The sequence below is a fragment of the Fluviicola sp. genome (assembly GCF_039596355.1).
Classification (GTDB): domain Bacteria; phylum Bacteroidota; class Bacteroidia; order Flavobacteriales_D; family Crocinitomicaceae; genus Fluviicola.
In genome coordinates this window covers 60,923-84,784 of the sequence record NZ_JBCNJW010000009.1, presented here as the reverse complement: position 1 = coordinate 84,784, position 23,862 = coordinate 60,923, and the positions used below count along the sequence as shown (strand labels likewise).

General features: G+C 45.2%; 20 protein-coding genes. 6 read left to right on the top strand and 14 right to left on the bottom strand.

All coding sequences use genetic code 11. The features are described from left to right. Positions 1 to 32 precede the first annotated feature (32 nt). Positions 33 to 2,384, bottom strand: coding sequence for a TonB-dependent receptor plug domain-containing protein (locus tag ABDV94_RS15430; RefSeq protein WP_343748105.1), 2,352 nt, complete (start codon positions 2,382 to 2,384; stop codon positions 33 to 35). A 267-nt stretch (positions 2,385 to 2,651) separates the two neighbouring features. On the opposite strand from ABDV94_RS15430, the gene ABDV94_RS15425 reads away from it, so the two are divergent. Genes ABDV94_RS15425 through ABDV94_RS15415 form a run of 3 tightly spaced genes read left to right on the top strand, consistent with a single transcriptional unit; the run spans position 2,652 to position 4,590 of the window. Beyond that, complete coding sequence (locus ABDV94_RS15425; protein ID WP_343748104.1) at positions 2,652 to 3,437, top strand: sterol desaturase family protein; 786 nt, start codon at positions 2,652 to 2,654, stop codon at positions 3,435 to 3,437. Further along, positions 3,415 to 4,209, top strand: a complete 795-nt coding sequence (locus tag ABDV94_RS15420) for a class I SAM-dependent methyltransferase (protein WP_343748103.1) — start codon at positions 3,415 to 3,417, stop codon at positions 4,207 to 4,209. The genes ABDV94_RS15425 and ABDV94_RS15420 overlap by 23 nt, the downstream gene beginning before the upstream one ends. Before the next feature lie 12 nt (positions 4,210 to 4,221). Further along, the gene (locus ABDV94_RS15415; RefSeq protein WP_343748102.1) at positions 4,222 to 4,590 is read left to right on the top strand and encodes a DUF1304 domain-containing protein; all 369 of its coding nucleotides are present in this window, start codon (positions 4,222 to 4,224) and stop codon (positions 4,588 to 4,590) included. 116 nt (positions 4,591 to 4,706) lie between these two features. Here the strand turns inward: ABDV94_RS15415 and ABDV94_RS15410 are convergent, their stop codons facing one another. Both ABDV94_RS15410 and aroQ read right to left on the bottom strand, forming a co-directional pair. After that, positions 4,707 to 4,820, bottom strand: a complete 114-nt coding sequence (locus ABDV94_RS15410; protein WP_343748200.1) for a GxxExxY protein — start codon at positions 4,818 to 4,820, stop codon at positions 4,707 to 4,709. Between the two features lie 162 nt (positions 4,821 to 4,982). Continuing rightward, positions 4,983 to 5,414, bottom strand: coding sequence for a type II 3-dehydroquinate dehydratase (gene aroQ / locus ABDV94_RS15405; RefSeq protein ID WP_343748101.1), 432 nt, complete (start codon positions 5,412 to 5,414; stop codon positions 4,983 to 4,985). A 2-nt stretch (positions 5,415 to 5,416) separates the two neighbouring features. Between aroQ and xerD the strand changes: the two genes are divergently transcribed. After that, a complete protein-coding gene (gene xerD, locus ABDV94_RS15400) occupies positions 5,417 to 6,322 on the top strand; it encodes a site-specific tyrosine recombinase XerD (RefSeq protein WP_343748100.1) in 906 nt (301 codons plus the stop codon). A 71-nt stretch (positions 6,323 to 6,393) separates the two neighbouring features. Here xerD and ABDV94_RS15395 read toward each other — a convergent pair whose 3' ends face one another. From ABDV94_RS15395 to ABDV94_RS15365, 7 genes are all read right to left on the bottom strand, one after another. Further along, on the bottom strand, positions 6,394 to 7,398 hold the full coding sequence (locus ABDV94_RS15395; protein ID WP_343748099.1) for a hypothetical protein: 1,005 nt from the start codon (positions 7,396 to 7,398) through the stop codon (positions 6,394 to 6,396). An 82-nt stretch (positions 7,399 to 7,480) separates the two neighbouring features. Next, complete coding sequence (locus ABDV94_RS15390) at positions 7,481 to 8,794, bottom strand: hypothetical protein (protein WP_343748098.1); 1,314 nt, start codon at positions 8,792 to 8,794, stop codon at positions 7,481 to 7,483. A gap of 308 nt (positions 8,795 to 9,102) precedes the next feature. After that, entirely contained in the window at positions 9,103 to 11,175 is a 2,073-nt protein-coding gene (locus ABDV94_RS15385; RefSeq protein ID WP_343748097.1) for a choice-of-anchor J domain-containing protein, read from the bottom strand. Between the two features lie 15 nt (positions 11,176 to 11,190). Continuing rightward, entirely contained in the window at positions 11,191 to 11,544 is a 354-nt protein-coding gene (locus tag ABDV94_RS15380) for a hypothetical protein (RefSeq protein ID WP_343748096.1), read from the bottom strand. A gap of 123 nt (positions 11,545 to 11,667) precedes the next feature. Next, positions 11,668 to 12,978 carry a 30S ribosomal protein S12 methylthiotransferase RimO gene (rimO, locus tag ABDV94_RS15375; protein ID WP_343748095.1) on the bottom strand — a complete coding sequence of 437 codons (1,311 nt, stop codon included), beginning with the start codon at positions 12,976 to 12,978 and terminating at the stop codon, positions 11,668 to 11,670. A 115-nt stretch (positions 12,979 to 13,093) separates the two neighbouring features. Beyond that, entirely contained in the window at positions 13,094 to 13,855 is a 762-nt protein-coding gene (locus ABDV94_RS15370; RefSeq protein WP_343748094.1) for a hypothetical protein, read from the bottom strand. 109 nt (positions 13,856 to 13,964) lie between these two features. Beyond that, positions 13,965 to 14,846 carry a prolipoprotein diacylglyceryl transferase gene (locus ABDV94_RS15365; protein WP_343748093.1) on the bottom strand — a complete coding sequence of 294 codons (882 nt, stop codon included), beginning with the start codon at positions 14,844 to 14,846 and terminating at the stop codon, positions 13,965 to 13,967. Between the two features lie 473 nt (positions 14,847 to 15,319). Here ABDV94_RS15365 and ABDV94_RS15360 point away from each other — a divergent pair, with 473 nt between their 5' ends. Together ABDV94_RS15360 and ABDV94_RS15355 are read left to right on the top strand one after the other, a co-directional pair. Further along, positions 15,320 to 15,994, top strand: coding sequence for a DUF6345 domain-containing protein (locus ABDV94_RS15360; RefSeq protein WP_343748092.1), 675 nt, complete (start codon positions 15,320 to 15,322; stop codon positions 15,992 to 15,994). Positions 15,995 to 16,012: 18 nt separating this feature from the next. Next, the gene (locus ABDV94_RS15355; RefSeq protein ID WP_343748091.1) at positions 16,013 to 16,891 is read left to right on the top strand and encodes a hypothetical protein; all 879 of its coding nucleotides are present in this window, start codon (positions 16,013 to 16,015) and stop codon (positions 16,889 to 16,891) included. 97 nt (positions 16,892 to 16,988) lie between these two features. Here the strand turns inward: ABDV94_RS15355 and ABDV94_RS15350 are convergent, their stop codons facing one another. From ABDV94_RS15350 to dnaB, 4 genes are all read right to left on the bottom strand, one after another. Then, entirely contained in the window at positions 16,989 to 18,032 is a 1,044-nt protein-coding gene (locus tag ABDV94_RS15350) for a rhodanese-related sulfurtransferase (protein WP_343748090.1), read from the bottom strand. Between the two features lie 325 nt (positions 18,033 to 18,357). Further along, positions 18,358 to 20,571 (bottom strand): hypothetical protein, encoded by a 2,214-nt coding sequence (locus ABDV94_RS15345; protein WP_343748089.1) that lies wholly within the window; start codon positions 20,569 to 20,571, stop codon positions 18,358 to 18,360. Between the two features lie 158 nt (positions 20,572 to 20,729). Then, a complete protein-coding gene (locus ABDV94_RS15340; RefSeq protein ID WP_343748088.1) occupies positions 20,730 to 21,986 on the bottom strand; it encodes an asparagine synthetase B in 1,257 nt (418 codons plus the stop codon). 77 nt (positions 21,987 to 22,063) lie between these two features. Further along, positions 22,064 to 23,650 (bottom strand): replicative DNA helicase, encoded by a 1,587-nt coding sequence (gene dnaB, locus ABDV94_RS15335; protein ID WP_343748087.1) that lies wholly within the window; start codon positions 23,648 to 23,650, stop codon positions 22,064 to 22,066. Between the last annotated feature and the right edge of the window lie 212 nt (positions 23,651 to 23,862).

Below are 23,862 nucleotides of genomic sequence, written 5' to 3'. Positions count from 1 at the left end.
TGCAGATCGTTTATCAGAAGCAATGCTTCTTCTTATTGTTTTTGAAGGTAGTATCGCAATTTGACGTTAAAGCTTCGTCCCGGTTTCTGTATCCGGAAATTATCGTAACACAGGGCATCGGTCAGGTTCATGCAGGACACAGAAACGTTGTAGCGTCCCGAGTGACTTGTAAAGCTGACAGAGGCGTTGCTGTAAATTTGTCTTGGAATAATGAATTTGCTGCTGGCAGATCCCAGGCTGGACCATTTCAGGTAAAATTCTTCCACATAGCAGGTTGTCCAGTTAAATCCGATACGCTGCTTGTATTTTCCAAATGGTTTGGTGTTGAATGTGAATGATGCGTTTCCGAACAGGTACGGTGCATTCGGCAGGCGGTCTCCATACAGTTCATCCGGTGAGCCGTCTGCTTTGAGCGAAGCATTCAGGATGTTCTGATACGTTCCGTTTACCTCGATTTTGAACAGGTCGTTGTACGCATAACTTACCGCACCTTCAAAACAATTCACCTTTGCCTGAGCCAGGTTTTCGTAGCGCGAAGTAATCCCGATCGCCACGTTCCGGATCAGGTTTTCAGGCAGGCGGTACATGTAGTTGAAGTCGACATTTACCAGGTGTTTCCCGAATCGTTTTCCGAAGAGGAATCCGGCATTGAAATTCTGGCTCTTTTCCGGTTTCAGATCCGGGTTCGGAAGTAACAGCAAACCATCACCGAATACTTCATAGCCTTCCGGCAAACGGTACGCACTCTCAAAGGAAGCTTTCAGCTGGAGGTAGCTCAACACAAAATAGCTGGTCGCGATTCCATAGCCCGGAAGCTGGAAACGGTTCTGAATCCGGCTCAATTCGCCGGTATTGTTGTCTTCCTTAGATAATTCGGACCACATGTTGAACATTTTTGCGAACACGGAAGTCGTCCAGCGGTTGTTAAACAACTTCAACTGGTAGGAAACTCCTGTAAAATTCTTCGTCAGTGTATTTGGGTCTTCAAACGACAAGGGGCCTTGTTTGATCGGGTCGTGACCAACACGCGTAATGGTTGAATACGTATTGTTGATGGTAAACTGGTGGTGCTTACCTAATTTGTAGTTCAGGGATGCAACTGCCAACCCTGCACGGTCGTTGAACGTGAAAAGCGTTTTGTACCAGTTCAATTCTCCGGAAGTATTCGACAAAAGTTTGGTCGTATATCCGCCTTCCCAATCGTAGATGCGCGAACTGGTGTCTACCAATTGCTGTTTGACAGAACTATACAACCCGGAAACTCGTAACGACAGGTTTTTCACAAACAGGTTCGACTTTTCATATTTCAGGGTCGGAATCAAACTCTGCTCGGTGCGGTGCACTTCTCCGGCAACAATGGTCATATTGGCTCCCTGCTGCACTTCTTTATACGTGGTGTTTCCAATCAAACCGATCAGCAGGCGATCTGCCCATTTCTTATTCACAAAGCCCATTTCGACCATTCCTGTAGCCGATTTAAAGGCGTCGTTGAAGTGTCTCACTTTCGTAGTTTCTTCGTCAATTTTTCCCGTTGCCTTGTCAAACAGGTTCACATCCACTTTGAAATTATTGTCGGAATAGTTGTAGAATGCACTCGCGCTCATGATGAATCCTTTCTTCGTGGTATAGCGCCCTACGACACTTGCCTGGTGCGTATTGAACGAACCATAGCCATAGGAAACATCCAGGAAGTTGCGAACGTTGTTATTCGTCACAATATTCACCGCTCCGCCCAGTACATCTGCTCCGAGTGTAATCGGAACAACTCCCTTATACACTTCCACACGCTCCACGTTGTTTACAGGAATCGCATTGATGCTGAATGATCGTCCCATGACATCCGTCGGAAGGCCGTCGAGGAAGAAACGTACCTGGTTCCCGGTAAAACCACTCAATGAGAACACGAAATCAGATCCCAAGCCACCGCTTTCGCGGATGCGCACCCCGGTGGATTGATTCAACACCTGGTTCACGTTCATATTCAGGTTCTGAACCGGTTTCATATCGATGGATTCAACGGCGAAGGGCTGTTCTTTGATTTCCTGCACTTTGGTTTTCGCCAGGATGGTCACTTCGTCGATTTGAGCAATTTTTTCCAATTGCAACGTACCGAGTTCCAGCTTCGGCTGATTCAAATGAATGGATTTTTCCAACGGTTCGTGTTCGGTGCTTTGCACTTTTAAAACATACTTTCCGTAAGGCACATGTTCGATGAAAAACGTTCCGTTCTCATCCGTAGCAGCTCCCAATGTAGTTCCTTCCAGGGACACCGTTACGAAGGGAAGAACCTGGTTTTTCTCCGCTAGTTTTCCGCTGACGCTCCCGTTTTGGGAGTAGGAAACCGAACATAAAAGGAGGAAAATGAAAAGAATGAGATTTTTCACGAATGGTCTGTTTTACTTTCTTTTACAGAATTTTTTTGCAAAAATACGCCGTGAAGAAAGGGAATATCAATACCCCGTTCTAGTATAATACGGATGCAAAATACCTTTCGAATGGTATGCGCTATCCCTAAAATAGTGGGATCGGTTCTTTTCACTGATTCGTTTTAGTGATCGTTTAAGATCCGGAGAACAGAAAAAGAAGACTTCATTTTATTGTCGAAGAATAATTCAAATAAAATTCCGAACTTTAATTGATTTCAAAAGCACATGGAAACACTTTATGATATTTGGGCACGAATTGCTTATTACATTTCGCTGCGCTACCTGTTTTTTGCAGGAGGAGCTTATCTTCTTTTTTATGTTTTGTTGCGTAGCCGGTTGTTTCAGCAAAAGATTCAGCAGGTTTTTCCCAAGAATCAACGGATCCTGATGGAAGTGTTGTATTCTGTCCAGACAACCGTGATTTTTTCTACGATCTTCCTGCTCGTGGTGGTTGTTTTCAGACCGTATACGAACCTCTACGCTTCCGTATCTGATTACGGGCTGATTTATTACCTGTTCACGATTCCGGTCATGTTCCTGCTGCACGACACGTATTTCTACTGGATGCACCGTGTGATTCATCACCCGAAACTTTTCCGGCACATCCACCTGGTGCATCATCAATCTACCAACCCGACACCACTTGCAGCCTACTCTTTTCATTTTACCGAAAGTATTCTCGAGGGGATGATTATTCCGATCATTGCCTTCACCCTTCCCGTACACCCGAGCGCACTGATTTTGTTCCTCTTCGGGCAATTCGTCATTAACGTCTACGGACACCTCGGATTTGAATTATTTCCGCGTGGTTTTCAGCGTACCCGGATCGGAAAATGGATCAATACATCTGTAGCTCACAACCAGCATCACAAACATTTCCAGGGAAATTACGGTTTGTATTTTCTTTTCTGGGACCGCTGGATGGGAACACTACGCGAAGATTATGACACCGCTTTCGATGAAGTCAAAAACAGAAAAAAACACGTTCATGGAGAATTACAAAGAAATTAACCGGGAGCAATGGAATCAGCGCGTTGAGCCGCATGTCGAATCTGATTTCTATGATGTTGCCGGATTTATAAACGGAAATACCTCACTCAAAGAAACCGAAATAGCACTACTGGGAGATATTCGCGGAAAACGGATTTTGCACCTGCAATGCCATTTCGGACAAGACTCTATTTCGATGGCCCGCATGGGAGCGAGTGTAGTCGGAGCAGACTTGTCAGACAAAGCCATTGATAAAGCAAGGGAGCTGGCGCAGCTTACACAAACCGACGCTACTTTTATCTGCTGCGACCTGTACGACCTTCCGGAGCATCTCAACGAGCAATTCGACCTGGTATTTACGTCCTATGGAACTATCGGCTGGCTTCCCGACCTGGATCGCTGGGCTGCTGTTGTAAACCATTTCCTGAAACCCGGCGGAAAATTCGTTTTCGTGGAATTTCACCCGGTGGTCTGGATGTTCGACGACGATTTTCAATCCATCGCCTATCGTTATTTTCAGTCGGACCCCATCGTTGAAACCACTGCCGGTACGTATGCCGACAGAGACGCCCCCATTCTTGCTACCTCTGTGAGCTGGAATCACGGCATGGCAGAGGTTATCACCAGCCTGTTGAAACAAGGTATTCAGCTCCAGGACCTCGTGGAATATGATTTCTCCAATTACAATTGCTTCGCACACACCACCGAGTTTGAACCGGGGAAATTCCGGATTCAGCATTTGGGAAATAACATTCCGATGATGTACTCAATCGTTGGAGTCAAATCACTTTAAACTGTCAGAACTATGGAAATTGCAGCAAAAATTGTCATCGGGCTTGTGGCCGTCTTCCACATCTACATCTTGTGGCTCGAAATGTTTGCCTGGACAACGAAAGGCCCGAAAACATTCAGGAACTTCGACAAGGAACTTTTCCCCAAAACAAAATCATTGGCTGCCAACCAGGGATTGTACAACGGATTTCTCGCAGCGGGCTTGATCTGGTCTTTTTTCATCTGCGATCCGCAATGGCAGACCAATGTCGGGTTGTTTTTCCTGTCCTGCGTTGCCGTTGCCGGTATCTACGGAGCTTTCACCGCCGACAAGAAAATTTTCTTTGTGCAGGCATTACCCGCTTTGGTGGGGATTGTGTTGTTGGTTGTCGGGATGATATAAAAAAGAGATTCCTCCCCAATAATCCCACCAGTGGGTTGGGGGAATTTTAATCCTCTCTGAAAGAGAAGACCATTTATTCGGAAAATCCAAGGATGGAAAACTTTGTGCTACTAAAATCAGATTATGAAAGTGTATTTTGTCAATTCATGCAATAAGCAGGTTTCATAAACGGATTCCAATAATCCGGGACCTAAAGCCGAATGGACTTTTAATGCACACTGATAAATCATTTTCATCAATGCTTCTTCTTTTTCATAGTTTTTTGATTCCATTGAATAGCGTTTTCTATTTAAGTTACGAAAAATTATCATTTCCCAAACCCTAAAAATGAATCAATTCCAATCAAAAACCTTGTGTCCCTCGTGCTCTTCGTGGTGACATAAATTCAGATGCTAGTACCCGATTTTCCCGCGTTCATTCCCTTTAAACCACTCCAGCGCTAAACGGTATCCGTCCAACCCGAAGCCCATTATGGAACCCGCGCAAACTGCCGTAATAAACGAATTATGGCGGAATTCTTCGCGCTGAGCCAGGTTACTGATATGCACTTCCACCACCGGAATCTGAATTCCCGAAATGGCATCGCGGAGCGCCACGCTGGTATGCGTATAGCCGCCCGCATTCAAAATAATCCCGTCGTGATCCGAAGCATGAAGCGCATTGATCAATTCTCCTTCCACGTTGCTCTGAATGTATTCCAGATCTCCCTGAAAATGAGTCTTCAGCTTATTGAAATACGCTAAAAACGTTTGATTTCCGTAAATTTCAGGCTCACGTGTGCCTAAAAGATTTAAATTCGGGCCATTGAGAATCAGAATACGCATCATTGAAACACTGGGAACATACGATTAGACAATTTGTTCATTATCTGAAGATAGAACGAGGACTGGCTGAAAATTCCGTTTTCGCCTATCAGCAAGATATTGCTAAGTTACGCGACTTTTGCGAATCTTACACACTTTCTCCCGAACACATTCAGGCCGGACATCTCAAACAATTCGTAGCCGAACTGTATGACATGGGGCTCAGTGCCCGCACACAGGCGCGCATCATCAGCGGATGGAAACAGTTTTTTGATTTTCTGCTCCTGGAAGAAATCCGTAAAGACGATCCCTCCGAATCGCTGGAAATGCCGAAAATCGGGCGAAAACTCCCCGAAGTGCTCACCATCGAAGAAATTGATTCCCTGATTGATGCAATTGATTTAAGCAGCAACGAAGGGCAACGGAATAAAGCCATCCTGGAAACGCTATATAGCTGTGGATTGCGCGTAAGTGAACTCGTTTCACTACGTTTTGAGGACTGCTTTTTTACCGAAGGTTTTATCCGTGTTATCGGGAAGGGAAACAAGGAACGCCTCGTTCCGGTAAGCCCGAGTGTGGTAGACGAAGTGGGAATGTATGTCCAAACCGACCGCGAAAATGTACCTGTCAAGAAAGGACATGAAGCATATGTTTTCCTGAATCGCCGGGGAGCACAACTAACCCGCGTCATGATCTTTACCATCATCAAACAACTGGCTGAAAAAGCGGGAATCACCAAAAATATCAGTCCGCATACTTTCCGGCACTCCTTTGCCACTCATTTAATTGAAGGCGGAGCAAACCTCCGTGCTGTTCAGGATATGCTCGGACATGAAAACATCACGACCACCGAGATTTATACACACCTCGACCAGCGTTTCCTGCGCGATGCGATCCTGACGTATCATCCGAGAAACCACGAGTCGTAACTTCCAGTCAATTCCCGATACACCTCCGTTACACTTCGGCACTCGAATTGACTAACGGAAAGCATTCGTAATCAAAACAAATCTGTTCCCTCTATCCGCACACGTGCTTTCTGTACAAACTGCTTAAACTGATCGAGGAAAATGGTGCGCTGACGCTGATTTTCGCCACTGATCTTAATGCAGCTTTTGAGCATCGAATGGAAGACCGCATAGGATTTATTGACGTAATCCTGGTCGATGGTATACAGGTAATTAAGCATATTATGCGTAATGTACAGCATCCGGTAAGCGTTCGTTTCCGAAATGATGGTATTGTCCTGGATATAGGTCTGATGCAGGTACATTTCCAGGTTTCCTTCGTCTGAAATAACGGGTTGCCCCTTGATGAATTTCCGGCCGATTTCTGCTTGTTTCATTAGGTGTTCCTGTAATGCAACTACCTCATCAATCAGGAACAGAGCATCTTCCTGTGATTCGAAATAACCCAGTTCGTAAAACGATACAATCTCACGGATCAATCCTTTTCCGGCATCAATCCCGATCACTTCCGTGGTTTTGGTACGGATGTAAAAATTCGACATCATCTGAAGCTGATCGTCCGGGATTCCACCTTTCCACCCTTTGTGGTATTTCACATCATCCAGCTGCGGCAGTTTCAGGTAGCATTTCCCAAAATAAAGCAGTTTAAACCGGATCAGGGGCGGAGAATTCAATAACTGGAAAAGAATAAAATCCAGTGTCGACATGAATAATTCCTGGCTCCGCTGAGCAGTCATCCGTTTGAAGCCGTCCATAATTCCATTGAGATAGGAATCGAACGAAAATTCGGAGCGCTGAATCGGGTTGTATTGAAAAGTGACGCTTTTTCCTGAAACGCCAATAATTTTATCGATAGACAGTTCGTATTTCTGACAAAGCAGGTGGATCTCCTCCGGCTTCAATGCCGTTTCTCCCCTTGCCCTTCTGTAGGCAGAATCCCTGGATAACTCCAGATCATCCATCAGCAGCTTCCCCAGCGAGGTGTCAGGTGGTAACTTTGCCTTTAACTGTTCAAGTAGTCGGTTTTGAATATCCATGCCGGAAAAATAACAAAAAAATAAAGCCGCCCTTGAACAGAACGGCTTTTGTAGTGATTTCTTTACGTTTATTGTGATTCTGTTAACGGTATACTTTCTCCGTTGTACCGTCGGAATAATAGTATATCACGACTCCCTGCCAGCTGTCATTGACTTCCTGTCCCATCAGGTTATACATCTTCTCTACCTTCTTCGCTTCCTGTGCATTATTGACACTTACGATGTAAGAATCATACACTTTGGATGTTCCATCCAAGTCGGTGGAAGTCAGGCGGTAGTAATTCACCGCTGTCGGAGACGGATTGGCGTGTAGCGCGTTGTAATTGTAAATTTCCTGTGAGAATCCCTGCGCTGCCACATGTGCCACTTCCTGCCAGTTTCCGGAAGCCGGATCTGTTGTCCAGTCGATAGTGAAGTAATTGGATCTTTGTTCCGTCTGCGTAGTCCAGTTGAGCAGGTTTCCTTTCGATGTTTTCTTCGAAGAAAAAGCGGTCAGTTCAACCGGTAGTACGACAGGAGTACATCCCAAAACGGACGTTCCTCCGAATGACATGGTATACGGCTGTCCTGAGTTATTGAAATTATCCACCAGCAAGATGTACACCTGGTTGGCTGTAGTCGTTAAATTGCTGACCCAGCTGTCTCCCCCGGAACCTTCACTCACATCTGCCGGGTTATTGGTCGACGTGATCAAGCCGGTACAGGAGAACAAGCCCAGGAATCCACAACCGAACGAACTACTTTGCCCGGTATACGGAATCATCATCCCGGTGTTTCCGGTCACTGCCGACCAGCTGCATCGAATCGGTGCGGTAGTTGGCGGACAGTTTGCTCCTGCATTTGCAGCCGTGAAAGGTCCCCAGATTGCAAAGTCGTAATCATCACCCGAATTGGATGGTGAGATCGTCATCGTGAGGGTTCCTCCCGTTTGTACATTGAGATAATACCAGGAAGATTGGTGTTCTGTACTCAGACACCCCCTGTTAGCCGTCGTTAGCTCCTGAACTCCTGATCCGCCGCTGTTTGCAGTCTGTGAACCATTCGAACAAAGCAAGCTGGCTGCTTCACAATCTACTCCTCCCGCTTTCTCATATGCTCCGGCAAAAGAAGCCATATACTTCGAATTGGTGACACCCAGTACCGGAATCCCGACGGATTCAAATACGGATCGGACGTAGTTGTCTGCATCTTCCTGCATCAGGATTAATTCGAATCCATCAGGAATCAAATACCTTCCTTTGTTTGAAATATTATCTGTTGCAAGGGAAAGATAATCTTTCGTAACATACATCTGCGGCACGGTAACCTTATATCGGATAGCTTTTTGAGCAAAGGCAGCAGTTGTAGTAATCAGTAGTAGTAGGACGACTTGTATCGTCTTCAGTGAATGATTCATTTTGTTTCAGTTTGTTGTAGCTCTATAAAGTTAGTTTCCAACTAGATATATCATTAGCAAAATGACTATTTAGCAGGATTCAATCAATAAACTATTGATCTCATCGAAAATCAGTGATTAGACTGCGGATAAAATGGAATTCTTCAAACTCAATAATCTGATTATCTGTTTTTTATTTAACAAAACGGGGCGCTTCCATCTTACGCATTTGCAACTCCGCTTGTACTCTAAAACAAATCTCCCGGCAAGATTGGTCGTGCCGGGAGATATCAGATTCGGCTTAATTTAGGATAGAATATGGTATTCTATTAATATTTCTGAACGCGGATTGTAAAGCGCTGTCCGTCTACAGAACCACTTACAAAATAGATCCCCGGAACTTGTTCGCTCAAATCTACTTCAATAGTTTGTGCTGAAAGACCGGATGTATTTACACGCACCTCTTTTCCTTGAATGTCAAACACAGTCAGGATTGAGAAGTCTGCCACTCCGCTTACATTCATCACAAACTTACCGTTTGTAGGGTTCGGGTAAACTTCCAGTCCGGAGATGGTGTTTTCGTTCAATCCAAGACAATCATCTACAACGATCGTGTATGATGCATCATTTTGACATCCATTCGGATCGGTGTATGTGTACACAATTGCGTGGTTTCCTGCACCTGCTGTTGCAGGGTTCAAGACTCCACCGCTAACTCCTGTTCCGGAATAGGTTCCTCCCGCAGGGCTTCCTCCTGACAATGTCAGTGGTGCATGGTTTTCACACAGGGTAGAAACCGGAGAAGTAAATGTTACGTTCGGAAGGTCGTTCACCATCATTACCGTAGTATCGTAATTTGCACATCCGTTTCCATCTGTGTAAGTATACGTGATTACCTGTGTTCCGGCTGCCGGGTTGAAGCTGGTTCCCGTAACTCCTGTTCCGGAGTAGGTTCCTCCTGCCGGACTTCCACCTGTCAGTGTCACTGCTCCTGCATCAGCACAAACTGCTGCGAGAGTACTTTGAGTAACCGTTGGAAGCGAATGCACCAGGAATGTCGCTGTATCTTCGTTCGAACAACCGTTTGCATCCGTGTAGGTATAGGTAATGAGCTGGCTTCCGAGAGCAGGATCAAATTCCCCTGCGTTCACTCCTATTCCGGAGTAAATTCCACCTGCCGGACTTCCTTGCGTCAATGTCACCGGCGCAGCGTCTTCACATACCGGCGCGAAAAAACTCATGGTTACGATCGGAGGATCATTAACTACAAGTGTATAGCTGGAAGAGAAAGCACAACCGTACGGATCTGTGTAATCGTAGGTGATTGTTTGTGTTCCGGATGCCGGATCAAATTCCCCTCCTGAAACTCCCGTTCCGGAGTAAGTTCCCCCTGCCGGAGATCCTTCTGCAAGGGTATAATTTATTCCCTGATTGGTACACAAAGTTGAAGCTGTTCCGATCGAAATCGGGTTTGACGGACACACAACGGTAATGGAGTAGTTTTGAGAACCTGAACAACCGCTTGCATCACTTACTGTTACCGTGAAGTTGAATGTTCCGGTTGCTGTCGGTGTTCCTGAAATAGTTCCGCCTGAGGACAAGGTTACGCCCGGAGGCACTGCTCCTGCTGTAATGGCATAACTTGGAGCTCCCAAAGCCCCGGTTTGTGTTAAACTCGTAGAATAAGCATTTCCTGCTGATCCACTTGTCAAGGCTCCTCCCGGTGTCATCGTAAATGCCGGACAAACGTAGGGTGTATATACCACATTATCAATTCCAATATAATCGGAATTCGTTCCCGTGGGCCCACCATTTGTCACAAAGTAACGAAATGCGATACGCCCGGATGTTGGTGCGGAAAGACCTGAAATGGTAATGGTGAATTGAGTCCATACCGCAGGATACACCCCCGTTACCAGGTTCGGGTTTACGCTTAGCAATAGGGTCGAAAAATCTCCTACTGCAGTGGGACCGGTGCCAACATTCGTACTCGCTCCGTTCGTGCTTAGACGCACTTCCAAACGATCCGGATATTCCGTTGGGTTTGCAGTTGGTCTTCTGGTATAGAACGTAAATACATCTCCGTTTCTGAGGGTTCTGTTTGGTGTTACCAACCAATTGCTGATCGTGCTTGCACCAGTGGTACTGTTGTAGTTTGCGCAGATATATGCATTCGCCGCACCATTATATGCATCAAATGGACCGGTCGGGGTATTCACTCCCTGGATCCAATTGGGGTTAGATCCAATAGCGGAACTATTATTTTGCTGGAACCAACCGTTACCGGCCAGCGTGCTGACATCATCAAAGTTTTCAGTATACGATTGCGCTTTGTACCCGGAAATCCCTCCGAACACAAACAGGCCGCATAAAACAGCCGCTTTTAAAATGCTTGTTTTCATTGTTAGTAAATTAGTTTAGCGTGTTAGGGTACCTGTCGTTTGACTATAGCGCGCAGCTTCCTCTTTCAATTGAGTGAGTAATTGAGAATCGGTCGTTTTCTGCATTTCGGATGAAAGCATCTTCAGGTATTCTTCTTTCAAGACTCTGAATTCTTCATTCAATTGATTCATGACCGCACGCGAAGCAGTGGCTGCTTCTTTCATCTGGTTTTCTTTGGCATCCAGCTTCGCTCTTTGAGCACTCAACCCGGAGTTGGAAGATACAACGAAAGGCACAGGTTCACTGAGATTTTTAGTCTGATTTTGCCCGTAAGTAATTGAGACAGTTGTTGCTAAGAACAACCCTACGAATAGTAAATGTCTTTTCATAGTAAAGGTTTAATAAGCTCAAAAATAAGCCATTAGAACCAGTTTTACTAAAAAAATGCTAAATCCCGGGGGGATTCAGGGGTTTCCCCCTGTATTGAAAAATGTAGTTGACAAGGCAATGAATCAGACCAGTTTGCCGTATAAATCGTAATGATCTGCGGAGGTAATTTCGACCATCGCGAAATCACCGATTCGCACATACCCTTCGGTCTTCTTTACAAGCACCTCATTATCAACTTCCGGCGAATCGAACTCGGTACGACCGATGAAATAATCGCCTTCGATACGGTCGAATAACACTTTAAAGGTTTTTCCTATTTTCTCCTGGTTCAACTCGTAGCTGATTCCCGACTGCAGTTCCATGATCGCATCGGCGCGCTCGCGCTTCACTTCGTCCGGAACATCGTCTTCCAGGTTGTAGGCGTGTGTATTTTCTTCGTGTGAATAGGTAAAGATTCCCAAACGGTCGAAACGCATGCGCTCAACGAACTCATACATTTCTTCGAAGTCGTCTTCTGTTTCTCCGGGATATCCGGCGATCAGGGTGGTACGGATGGCTACTCCGGGAACTTTCTCGCGAATCGTATTGACCAACGCTTCCGTTTTCTCACGTGTGATTCCACGACGCATCGACTGAAGAATTTTCGTTGATCCGTGCTGCAGCGGCATATCGAGGTACAGGCACACATTCGGGTATTTCACCATCGCATCCAGCACATCCATCGGGAAACCTGCCGGGAACGCGTAATGCAGGCGAATCCATTCGATTCCTTCTACTGCTGCCAACTGATCCAGCAATTCTGCCAGGTTGCGTTTCTTGTAGATATCCAGTCCGTAATAGGTCAAATCCTGGGCGATGAGCAAAATTTCCTTCACTCCCTGTGCCGCCAGGCTTTTCGCCGATGCTACCAATTGATCGATCGGTGTAGACACGTGTTTTCCACGCATCAGCGGAATGGCACAAAACGAACACGGACGGTCACAACCTTCCGCAATCTTAAAATATGCGTAGTGCGACGGAGTTGTCAGCAAACGTTCTCCTACCAATTCGTGTTTGTAATCTGCCTTCAGCGTTTTCAGCAAACGGGGCAATTCTCTTGTTCCGAAAAATGCATCCACTTCAGGAATTTCCTGCTCCAGGTCGTCTTTGTAGCGCTGTGCCAAACAACCCGTCACGTAAACCTTATCCACCAATCCGTCTTTTTTAGCTTCCGCATACCGGAGAATGGTTTCAATGGATTCCTGTTTCGCATTGTCGATAAACCCGCAGGTATTGATGATCACGATTTCGGAATCATCCTGCGCGGCTTCATGTTCCACTTCGAATTTATTGGCTTTCAACTGCGCCATCATGACCTCTGAATCAAAGGTATTCTTTGCACATCCAAGCGTTACAACGTTGACTTTATTTTTTCGAAGTGTTTTTGTTTTCATGAACTCGATTCAATACTAAAAGGGGCACAAAGATACGTTGTTTAATTGATACTTCCATACAATTCAACAAGCTCATCACTCGTACTCAATATGAAAGAGGTTCACCTGTGTATTTTTACCCGGGATACTTAACGCCTTTCTTCTGAATCTGTTTTCTTTTCCGGAATACCTTCCGTTCAAGCAAAAAAGCATCTTCCTCCGGGTCTTTTTTGACTCTCTGCAAAAAAATATTTGACGGCGTGGTGTGACGAATTTCATGAATCCCTGCAAAATAATAGAGTTCCGTCATGTTTTGATACATCTTGTCAGGATACATGATTGGCTCGATTGGTATGGTATCCATCGAAAAGTCGGTGATGAGTTCGTTTCTTTCAAAATCAAACAATGCCACATTTGTCGAATCCAGCTTCATGGTTGAATCTTGAAAATAGAAAATCGATCCGCGAAATAATTCAATGGTATTTTTTGAAAACACCTTGTTTTTTCTTTTGCTAATTAACCTGAGATTGGATACTTCAGGTATTAATGGTGTCAATTCATCGTTTTCCGGGCCAGTAATTCCTGCAATCAAACGGTATTTTCCATCCCGGAGCATAATCCCGATCTTGTCTGAAACGTTTAGCCTGGTCTCAGAAGCAGAAGTAATCAAATGCCGCAGGTATTTTCTACTGATCCGGGTAAGCAGCAATGTCCTTAAAAGTGTGTCAACATGCGGGTTGCTGCAGCCTGTAATTTGCAGCTGACTCCGGGAGATAACACGTACTGAAAATTTGGAACCATCCGCCTGGATGAGTTCTCCCGATACGTTTCCCGCCTTAGTTTGAGAAAAAAGGAACACCGGAAAAAAGCCCAATAAGAAGCATGTGGTTTTCATCATTCATGCTCATTAAGTGATACATCCCGTTTTGGTTACAAAGTTCTCACTGGTTATTCGCAACAAAAAAGTCCGCCAGGCGACGGACTTCTACTCTATCTTGCGAGAAAAATTACGGAAGCGGCTTTGCCACTGCTTCATCAAACTTCTCCTGTTCTTTTGCAGGCACCTTGCGGAAAGTAAGATACAATCCGATCAATACAAACGGAATACTCAGCCACTGGCCGGTTTTCAGCATCCAGATATCGTCGTTGTCGTTCTGCCCCACTTTAATAAACTCGATAAAGAAACGCGCACTCCAGATCAGGATCATAAACGCTCCGAACAGTTTTCCCGGCGACAATTTCGCTTTCGTTTTCCAATACATGCGGTACAATATGATGAATGAAATGAAGTAGCAAATTGCTTCATACAACTGGCTTGGGTGGCGTGGAACCACTTCCCCGTTCACCAAATATTCCGGGTCGGCATTAAAGAACCGGAATCCCCATGGAAGATCTGTCGGAATCCCGATAATTTCATGATTCACCAGGTTCCCCAAACGGATAAAACATCCGGCAATGGCAATCGGTGCAACAATGCGGTCCAAAATCCACAACATCGGGCGTTTCACCACTTTTTGGGAATAAACGTACAACATAATCAGGATCACAATTGCAGCTCCGTGACTGGCCAAACCACCTTCCCACACTTTAAAAATGTCCATCGGATGATCCAGGTAGCCTCGTTCCCATACACCTTTTGCATTGAATCCGTCGTGATATGGCCCATAAAAGAATACATGTCCCAAACGCGCACCGATAATGGTTGCCGGAACCACATAAAACAGCAATCTATCGAGGTATTTTTCGGGAATCGCTTCGGAACGGAACATTTTTCGAATCACATAGTATCCGAGAATCATTCCTCCTACAAAGAGTAAACCGTAAAGATTTGGGGTTGACCATCCGTCGATGATTTGTGAGTCTATATGCCAGTCGATTGCTAATTTCACGCGTATTGATTTTGTTGCCCAAAGATAGAATTTTATATGAAACGGATCGGAACGAAACTGAAATCAACCAGGTCTTCCGGTTGATTCGAAAAAAATCTCATCCGGCTACACCTGACGGATGTAAATCACAGGTAAATTTCCGCACATCACACACTGTAAATCATTGATTATCAAATTTATTCACATAAACAAATGAAGTAGTGAAATTTTATGTAACATTGCCGGGGTTAACCCCATAGCTATTCACTGAAAACCTTCAAACATTTTTCTTGTTGATTTTCAGAACTAAAACCAATCAACTGGTTGCGAAACGTTTAGGTGTTTTTGCGACCGGGAAAAGTTGTGCGTCATCGCGTTTTAAAACCACGATGTGCCTTCTTCGGTTTGAATGAAAAAAATAGCTAGAACATACTAAAAACGGAGTCAGCCAAAAATCCAAAACAGAGTAGGCTTTAATGAATAAATGTTATGTTATGGCAACAAAAGGAATTGAATGGGTCAATGAGTACCACGGAAGGGCTTCTGATCTTTCCAACAACGACAACAACGCCCAGGGTTTTTACAACCGTCTCAGCGGAACAAAGCGGTTTGAATACGGAAATGACCTCGCATGGGATCAGGACTTTGAACAATCCGGTTCCGGCTCTCCGTCGACCGGAACGGACTCCAGTTTTGCAGACAACGTTGACATCGTTTTTTTCTCGGGTCACGGTTCAAGCTCAGGAATGTTTTTTGGGAGAAGTGATAAGGATAACGGCTGGGCCGGGCCTTCCGAATTGGGGCTTGGAAACAAAGAGTGTGAATGGCTGGTCGTAGATGCCTGTGAATTTCTAACACAATCCAATGTGACGAATCGCTTACGCGGTGCATTTAAAGGCTTACATTATATTCTCGGGTTTCATACCACCTGCCTGGACGTGAAGGACCGGGGAGAAAAATTTGCAGCCAAGCTGAACAACAGCCAAACTGTACGCAACGCCTGGATCAATGCCTGTGCAGAAACAGAAGACAGCAGCACCGAATGTGCTTACCTCCGGGCCGACAGCAGCGGCACAGATACATTTTCCGACCACTGGCACGGAAAAGGCTTTGTAAGTGCCGATCCTACCGGATCTGTGAGTCTTATTTACTTAAAAACATCCTGTTAACAGCTAACACAAATGACTATGAATACGAAACTTTTTAAAATGGAGGCAAAATTGCCCAAAGTAGGAAAACAGATCAGCATCTTCACTTCTGCAACCGATGCGGAAACCCGGGAACGAAAAACTGCTGAAAGCCTTCGATCATTGAGCAAACTATTCGGCATAGACGGACAAGCTGCCGATGACGGTGAAAAAAAGATCCTGACTTCAAAAAGCAAATCAGTCTCTATTTACCAGGCAAGCAATTCTTTCTGGTTCCAGGACGATGATTATTTCGCACGGGAAGAGAAAAAATTCAGTCAGAAACTACCCGATGCAAAAACCGCTCAGGAAAAAGCTCAGAAATTTTTAAAAGAAAACGGATTACTGCTGGATAACGCTGCTGTTCATTCTGTTACACACACAACCATCGTTGCGGCAAAACCTGATGACAAAAGGGCTGAGGAATACAATACCGAGGTACACGTGAATTTTCGGTATTCGCTCGACGGTTTGCCCGTATTCGGGCCGGGAGCAAAAACGAGGGTCAGTTTTGTGACAGACCGGATCAACTCAGGTGTATACCATTTTTGGAGAGAAGTCAAACAAGAGAAAACCTCCAGGGATTTGATTGATCCGGAACTGGCATTGGAAATCCATGCAAAAAATTTCCGCTTTGCCAGTTTAAAAGAAGGCGCAGCAAAAGTAACGATCAAGAAAATGGAACTGGGATATTTTGCCTTGTCTCCAACGGAATTGCAGCGGGCACTGATCCCGGTGTATAAAATTTCGGGGATCGTTAGTACGGAAGCATTACCGGAATATGCCTTTAGCCACCACGTGGTGGCTGTCAAATACAATGAAGACGATGTTAAAGCAATGGGCTTCCATATCGGAAACGCTAAATCACTTGTATTTTAAAGCTTCGAACGTTTTTTGATTTGGACTCAATCAAAAACAGATAAAAGCAAAAAGCGCCGGCTAATACCGGCGCTTTTTCTTATTTAGTTGTACATGCTTACTTATTCAAAGTCTCGAACAAATGTCCTGCCCGTCCTTTTTTGAAGATTTTATTGCTGTTGTTCAATCCTTTTCGCAGCGCTTTTTGTTCTTCAAATGACAAGTGAATCACCGACTGGCATTCCGGTGTACAGCAATTTTCGTATTTCGCCTTACACTTTTCGCACTGGATGAAGAGCAGATGACATGCTTCGTTTGCACAGTTTGTGTGCTCGTCTGCAGGCTCTCCGCACTGGTGGCAGTGAGAAACAATATCATCCGTGATACGTTCTCCACGGCGTTCATCGAACACGAAGTTTTTTCCTACAAACTTATTGTCAAGCCCTTTTTCACGGCATTCGTTCGCGTATTTGATAATCCCGCCTTCCAGCTGGTGTACATTTCTGAAGCCACGGTGTTTGAACCAGGCAGATGCTTTCTCACAACGGATTCCCCCGGTGCAATACATCACGATGTTTTTATCCTCGTTTCCTTTGAGGTAGGTTTCTTCGATCATCGGAAGGGACTCGCGGAACGTATCTACATCCGGCAAAATAGCTCCTTTGAAATGACCTACTTCGTGCTCGTAGTGATTGCGGAAATCGATCAGGATCGTATCCGGATCGTTTGTCAGTTCGTTGAATTCTTCCGCTTTCAGGTGTTTCCCGATATTGGTCACGTCAAATGATTCATCCGAAAGTCCGTCGGCCAGAATCTTGTTTCTCACTTTGACCTTCAATTTCAGGAACGGAAACTCTGCTCCTTCTTCTTCCACGGCAATGTTCAGGCGAACACCATCCAGGAAGTCGATCGAGTACAAGTCATTACGGAAATCATTCAGACGATCCGTCGGAACGGAAATTTGCGCATTGATTCCTTCATTTGCCACATAAATCCGGCCTACAACCCGAAGATTGTCCAGCATTTGATATAAATAATCTCTGAAAATGGGAGGATTGGCAATGTTTGCGTATTTATAGAACGAAATGGTCACAAACTCATGACCCGCTTCACGCAATTTTTGCTCCAATTCCTCTTTACTAAATGTATTCCACAGTTGCATGCTATGTTTGTTTTTGTAAAAAGTTGCACAAAGATAGTAAAAAGATGGAATACCGAAGAGCGCGGAACAAAAGACAAGTCCTGGTTTTACCCCATTTCCATCAAACGGATTTCCTGTTTCCACGAATAAAAAACTCCGGATACGTATTTTCAGCACCCGGAGTCCACATTCTAAACCTAAACCCTAAAATTTATCACATCATGTCGCTACAACACTTTGTCTGAAATGAATCTCAATTACATATACGTTTGATCTGGATTTCCGGATTTCGAAAACCAAAAAAAAACATTCAGCCAGGCTTCATCCTCATTGCTCCCGAATCCAATCAATCCTGTTTTTCAGTCTTTTTGCAAATTCCCGCCTTAAATTTGGCTCGTTTAACAGGCTTCCCGCCGGTATCTGAGTATAGGATCCACCCATTCAGCAAACCATTCTTCACCTGGTATTCACAATGCTCCATTTCGGAATACAATTTCCCGGAAAACGGCTGATCATTCAAGCTAAAATAATAATATGGTGCTCCGTTACGGGTTTCGATCTCCTGAACAATCCCGGATTGTTTGTATTTAATCGAAGAGATTGCCCGGGGCGAAGCGATTCTATCCGCGGTATAAATCACTGAATCCGTTTCAATCGTCACCGGCCCCCATACGAATGCCTGTGGCAACACATCCGGAGAAAAGTAATCGATCCAGTGTTTGAAAAAAACAGGATAATTTAACGTTTCATACGTTTCCACCTTAAGCCTGCACGAAATCAGGGAGTCATGCCCTTGTAGCTGAAACGTAAAAAAGGCCTTCTGATGCTCAAGGTTAAGTTCCGTCAACTGGTAGGTTGTTTGAATGGAATCATTTTTAAACCTGACCCGAACCAATTCATCGCGTGACAAGGAATCTTCCCGGACACAGTTACCACCGATAGTATACGTACGAATTCCGTCTAACATTCCCTTGCGGTAATTCATTTTCAGCTGTAATTCCGAATGTTCCAGGGTATCGCCGGCCGTTTCCCAACTTCCTTCCCGGAATCCATTAACATAATGTCCTTTTTCTGAATAACGATTCCCGATCCGTCGTTCGAAGGCGCCATTCAATGCGCCACGTTCATAGTTACTGATGGTGCTGTCCGTGTGATCCTGCAGCTTCCGAACCGAAGTCCACAATCCCTGTTTATTATTGAGGTTGTATTCACCTTCCACATGTAGCGAATCCGGGTAATCCAAGAGGTAGTTTCCGGTCAAGCCATATTCATTGTAGTTTGCCCGTTGCGTATATGGAAACCAGGTTACGGCATGATTCCGTTCGTATACGGGATAATAATATCCCCTGGAAGGGCCGTGAGGTTTGTTGTTTTGATAGTATTGGATTTTTGCAGTGTCACCGGCATGTTCTCCCGTCGTTACAAAAACCAGTTGAACGCTGTCTTGCGCACCATGCTTCCAATGTTGTTTGTACAGCATGATCCCTTTAGTATCTCCACTATTTTCATATCTGAAAGACTCTCCGTCTTTCAATCCATTGGCGTAGTTTTCCAAAAGCCATAAATTCCCGTCAGTACCATACATTCGAATGGGGCCATGCAATTGGTTATTCACATACGTTCCCGCAAGAATCGTAACTTTTGTATCGGAAATATACCGGATAAAAGGACCGTTCTTTTGCCCTTTCACGAAGTTGGTTTCTTCCAGCATTTCCGGAAAATCATTCAACGAATCCTGTTTATAGCCGTAGACCGGCAGGATGGCTTTTCCATTCGCCACTCCCTGTTTGTAGGTGATTAAACGAACTGTTTTTCCGTTTTTCTTCTCTATTTCCTGTCCTGTCTTTAAATCGCGCTGCCAGTTGACACTGCGGATCACTTCGCCGTCTTTATTGTACCATTTCTCCGGACCGTAATGCCAGTTATAGCTATACGTCGCCGAATGGCTCAACATCCCGGATTCGGTATATTCATGTTGTTTACCCGACAATCTTCCGTTTGCATAATGTTCTTCCAAACGAATTTTCCCGGAGGGATAATACCCGGTTCTAGGGCCATCCAGCACGCCATTTCGAACCGTTTCTTTCCAGGCTAAAAAGCGGTTTCCATTCGAATCAGATTCATACCGTTCTTTGATCCCGTTGAGGTGATCGAAAGGTCCGAATTTTCGATACAACCGGTGGCGAAAAAGTGACGCATGCTTATTGGTTCCGGGAATCTCGACTGCTTCATACTGCTGTTCAACGATAAAAGTCCCATTGTCGAACGTGGTCGTGATAAAATTCCCGTCTACACGGGCATCCAGTCTTTTGAAGCGAAGTGTCTGTAACTGTGCCTCCATTGCCCCCTGCTCCGCATGTCCGAAGTTATCCCAGGAGATGAACATCAGCGCCGAATCATTTGCAGCGAACTGGTAGTTTCGTGCAATCCCATCGCTTGTCTGAGCAAACAGTGAACGAAAATGATAATTGGCAGAGTCTTTTTGTCCGGACAGGGTATACCCGTTCTTCTGGCACATCGTTACGAGTGAATCCGTTTGTTGATGATCAAACCATTGCATGCAATTCTTTAACGAATTGGTTTGAGACTGCACGCTGACAGGAACCAGTATAAGAGCAAGAATTCTCCACATACTACAAAGATAATGGGATAAACGAGCCTGCAGCATTCAAAAATCAGGAATGAATTTTCAAAAAGCAGTCACAGCTCTGCGCAAACCTAGGTCTTCCGTTTTTGTTTTTTCGCTGCCGGAAATAAGATGTTATTCAGGATCAAACGGTATCCCGGAGAATTCGGATGCAGGTTCAAATCCGTGGGTGGATCTCCAACGCGGTGCTGGTAATCTTCCGGATCGTGACCACCATAAAATGTCCAGGTTCCCTGTCCCATTTCCCCGTGAATGTAGCGCGCTGTGTTCAGTGCTTTGTTTTCTCCCATCACCAGCACGTTGGATTTAATCAAATCACGGCGGAAATCGGTTGTCTGCCCCATGAATCCGTCAATAACATCGGTGTGGCACTGTGTCAGCATGGCAGGAACAATATCCCATTTGGCCGAAAACTCAAACAAGGTAAATTTATCCTGGTTTTCCGGGGTTCTCAGGTGCAAATCCGTTCCGTCGATATTGGAATATTCGTAGACCATCGGGTCCTGGTAGAGTGTGAAATCCTTGAATGCAAAAGTGAGATTAAAGTCGAGTTTATTCTGGCAATTCGGATCACGCGGATCGCCATCAAACATCCGTTCACAAATATCCGTATCGTGTGCCGCCAGGGCAATATCGAAGCTGTCGGTTCCGCTACACATCGTAAACAAAAAGCCGCCACCCATGACGAAGTTGCGGATGTTATTTGCAACTGCCAGTTTCAACTGCGATACTTTGGCAAATCCCAGGTTGGATGCATCTCTTTCCGCATCGGCTACCTGGTTGATGTACCAGGCTTCCCGGTGAAACGAAGCATAGAATTTCCCGTATTGCCCGGTAAAATCTTCGTGGTGCAAATGCAGCCAGTCGTATTTCGGCAAAACGCCCATAACAATGGCTGAATCGTAAATTTTATCGTAGGGAATTTCCGCATAGTCAAGTACCATGGTCACCGCATCATCCCATGGCAGGGCACTGTTTGGGGTATATACTGCGATTTTCGGCGCTTTTTCCAGCTGCACCACTTCCATATTGACTTCCGGGTTGGCAATTTCTGTCCGGATCGCGTTAACTTGTCCGTCTGCAACAATTTCGTAGCTCACGCCGCGGATAATCAATTCTTCTTCAATCCCCTGCAAATGCGGGAACAAAAAAGAACCTCCACGGTAGTTCAACAGCCATTCCATCACGATGCCGTTTTCGAGCACCCAGAAAGAAACTCCGTATGCTTTCAGGTGATTGGTTTGTCTTTCATCCATCGGAACGAGGATAGAAGAGGCTGAAACTGATCGAGCCAGGAACAAAAATGCAAGGGCAAGGAAAAATCTCATAGTAATCTTGTGATAGACATTAAAAGTAATTCATTTTACAAATAACGCCTGATTTACAACATAAATTGTGAATCTGTCTAGAACGGCGTTTCATCCGGTCCGTTAAAATCTTCATCCGGCACGTTGTTCATGTTACTTCCCAGGGTGATTGTTCGCGGCATATCGTCAAATCCACGGTTCATAGACATTCCGGCACTCATGGAATTCGGATTGAAATCCGCTCCGCCACCGCCGCCAAAGGAATTGTACTGATCTTCCATGTTTTCGAAACGCGCATATTTTCCAACGAAGCGCATCCGCACGTTTTCCAATCCACCATTCCGGTGTTTTGCAATGATGATCTCACCGACTCCTTCATTCGACGAACCATCTTCCGCCGTGGTGATTCCGTAATATTCCGGACGGTAAAGGAAGCCTACGATATCGGCATCCTGCTCAATCGCTCCGGATTCACGCAAATCCGATAGCACCGGGCGTTTATCTCCTCCACGCGTTTCTACCGAACGGGAAAGCTGGGAAAGTGCGATAATCGGTACGTTCAGCTCTTTGGCAATTTCCTTGATGGATCGCGAGATCGTGGAGATTTCCTGTTCCCGGTTTCCGGTTCCTTTTCCACCTCCGGCCGACATCAGCTGCAAGTAATCGATGATAACCATCTGGATATCATACTGCATTTTCAAACGGCGGCATTTTGCCCGCAGGTCAAATACGCTCAAACCGGGAGTATCGTCAATGTAAATCGGTGCTTCCGCCAGTTTCGTTACGCGGGAATATAATTGCTGGAATTCATATTCTTCCAGTTTTCCTTTTCTCAATTTTTCAGCAGAGATCATACTTTCTGCCGAAATCAAACGTTTTACCAGCTGTACCGAGGACATCTCCAGGGAGAAGATTGCTACTCCCATGTTGAAATCTACGGCCGTGTTTCTGGCCATGGATAGTACGAATGCCGTTTTTCCCATCGCCGGACGTGCCGCGATAACAATCATATCCGAACGCTGCCAGCCGGAAGTCAATTCGTCCAGTTTTCGGAATCCCGTAGGAACTCCGGAAAGTCCGTCGCTGTTTTTAGCTGCTTGTTCAATTTCCTTGATTGCTTCACTCACAACAATGTTCATCGTTGCAACCGATTTCTTCATGTTATTTTCAGCAATTCCGAACAATTGCCCTTCCGCTTTGGTCAACAATTCGAATACGTCTGTTGTTTCGTCGTAAGCATCACGCAAGGTTTCGGAACACATGCGGATGATTTCGCGCTGAATGTGTTTTTGGGCAATGATCCGCGCATGGTATTCAATGTGTGCCACCGAACCTACACGCTGGGTCAGGGAAGACAGGTAAACCACTCCGCCCGCAGCTTCAAGTTCTCCTTTTTGTTTGAGCTTTTCAGCAACGGTCAGCAAGTCGATCGGATTCGAAGTACCGAACAATTCACGGATAACCCCATAAATATAGGTGTGTTTCGGATCGTAAAAGCTCTCTTCCGAAAGCATATCGATGGTATCTGTTACGGCATTCTTATCCAGCATCATCGCCCCGAGAACCGCCTGCTCCACATCAACAGCCTGGGGAGGAATTTTCCCCATTTCGTTTGCCAGCGGTGAAATGGTATTTCTGGTGCGCGCACCTACTCGGCGGGAATTGCCTGGTTGTTGTTCTTCCATGTAACAAAGATAGGGAATCAAAGCATGCCCTTAAAACGAAATGCAAAGATTTAGTTACGAAGAGTTAATGAACAGGTTATAAACATCATCCTAATTCCTAATTCCTAATTCCTAATTCCTAATTCCTAATTCCTAATTCCTAATTCCTAATTCCTAATTCCTAATTCCTAATTCCTAAACAAAATCTTTTTTAATCCGGTACTCGTTGTTAA

Excerpts from the sequence above, each read along its gene's own strand:
- ABDV94_RS15370 (WP_343748094.1), bottom strand. The coding sequence starts at position 13,855 with ATGATGAAAACCACATGCTTCTTATTGGGCTTTTTTCCGGTGTTCCTT.
- ABDV94_RS15340 (WP_343748088.1), bottom strand. The coding sequence starts at position 21,986 with ATGAGATTTTTCCTTGCCCTTGCATTTTTGTTCCTGGCTCGATCAGTT.
- dnaB (WP_343748087.1), bottom strand. The coding sequence starts at position 23,650 with ATGGAAGAACAACAACCAGGCAATTCCCGCCGAGTAGGTGCGCGCACC.
- ABDV94_RS15355 (WP_343748091.1), top strand. The coding sequence starts at position 16,013 with ATGAATACGAAACTTTTTAAAATGGAGGCAAAATTGCCCAAAGTAGGA.
- ABDV94_RS15380 (WP_343748096.1), bottom strand. The coding sequence starts at position 11,544 with ATGAAAAGACATTTACTATTCGTAGGGTTGTTCTTAGCAACAACTGTC.
- rimO (WP_343748095.1), bottom strand. The coding sequence starts at position 12,978 with ATGAAAACAAAAACACTTCGAAAAAATAAAGTCAACGTTGTAACGCTT.
- ABDV94_RS15385 (WP_343748097.1), bottom strand. The coding sequence starts at position 11,175 with ATGAAAACAAGCATTTTAAAAGCGGCTGTTTTATGCGGCCTGTTTGTG.
- ABDV94_RS15395 (WP_343748099.1), bottom strand. The coding sequence starts at position 7,398 with ATGGATATTCAAAACCGACTACTTGAACAGTTAAAGGCAAAGTTACCA.
- ABDV94_RS15350 (WP_343748090.1), bottom strand. The coding sequence starts at position 18,032 with ATGCAACTGTGGAATACATTTAGTAAAGAGGAATTGGAGCAAAAATTG.
- ABDV94_RS15410 (WP_343748200.1), bottom strand. The coding sequence starts at position 4,820 with ATGATTTATCAGTGTGCATTAAAAGTCCATTCGGCTTTAGGTCCCGGA.
- ABDV94_RS15345 (WP_343748089.1), bottom strand. The coding sequence starts at position 20,571 with ATGCAATGGTTTGATCATCAACAAACGGATTCACTCGTAACGATGTGC.
- ABDV94_RS15415 (WP_343748102.1), top strand. The coding sequence starts at position 4,222 with ATGGAAATTGCAGCAAAAATTGTCATCGGGCTTGTGGCCGTCTTCCAC.
- ABDV94_RS15390 (WP_343748098.1), bottom strand. The coding sequence starts at position 8,794 with ATGAATCATTCACTGAAGACGATACAAGTCGTCCTACTACTACTGATT.
- aroQ (WP_343748101.1), bottom strand. The coding sequence starts at position 5,414 with ATGCGTATTCTGATTCTCAATGGCCCGAATTTAAATCTTTTAGGCACA.
- ABDV94_RS15425 (WP_343748104.1), top strand. The coding sequence starts at position 2,652 with ATGGAAACACTTTATGATATTTGGGCACGAATTGCTTATTACATTTCG.
- ABDV94_RS15360 (WP_343748092.1), top strand. The coding sequence starts at position 15,320 with ATGGCAACAAAAGGAATTGAATGGGTCAATGAGTACCACGGAAGGGCT.
- ABDV94_RS15420 (WP_343748103.1), top strand. The coding sequence starts at position 3,415 with ATGGAGAATTACAAAGAAATTAACCGGGAGCAATGGAATCAGCGCGTT.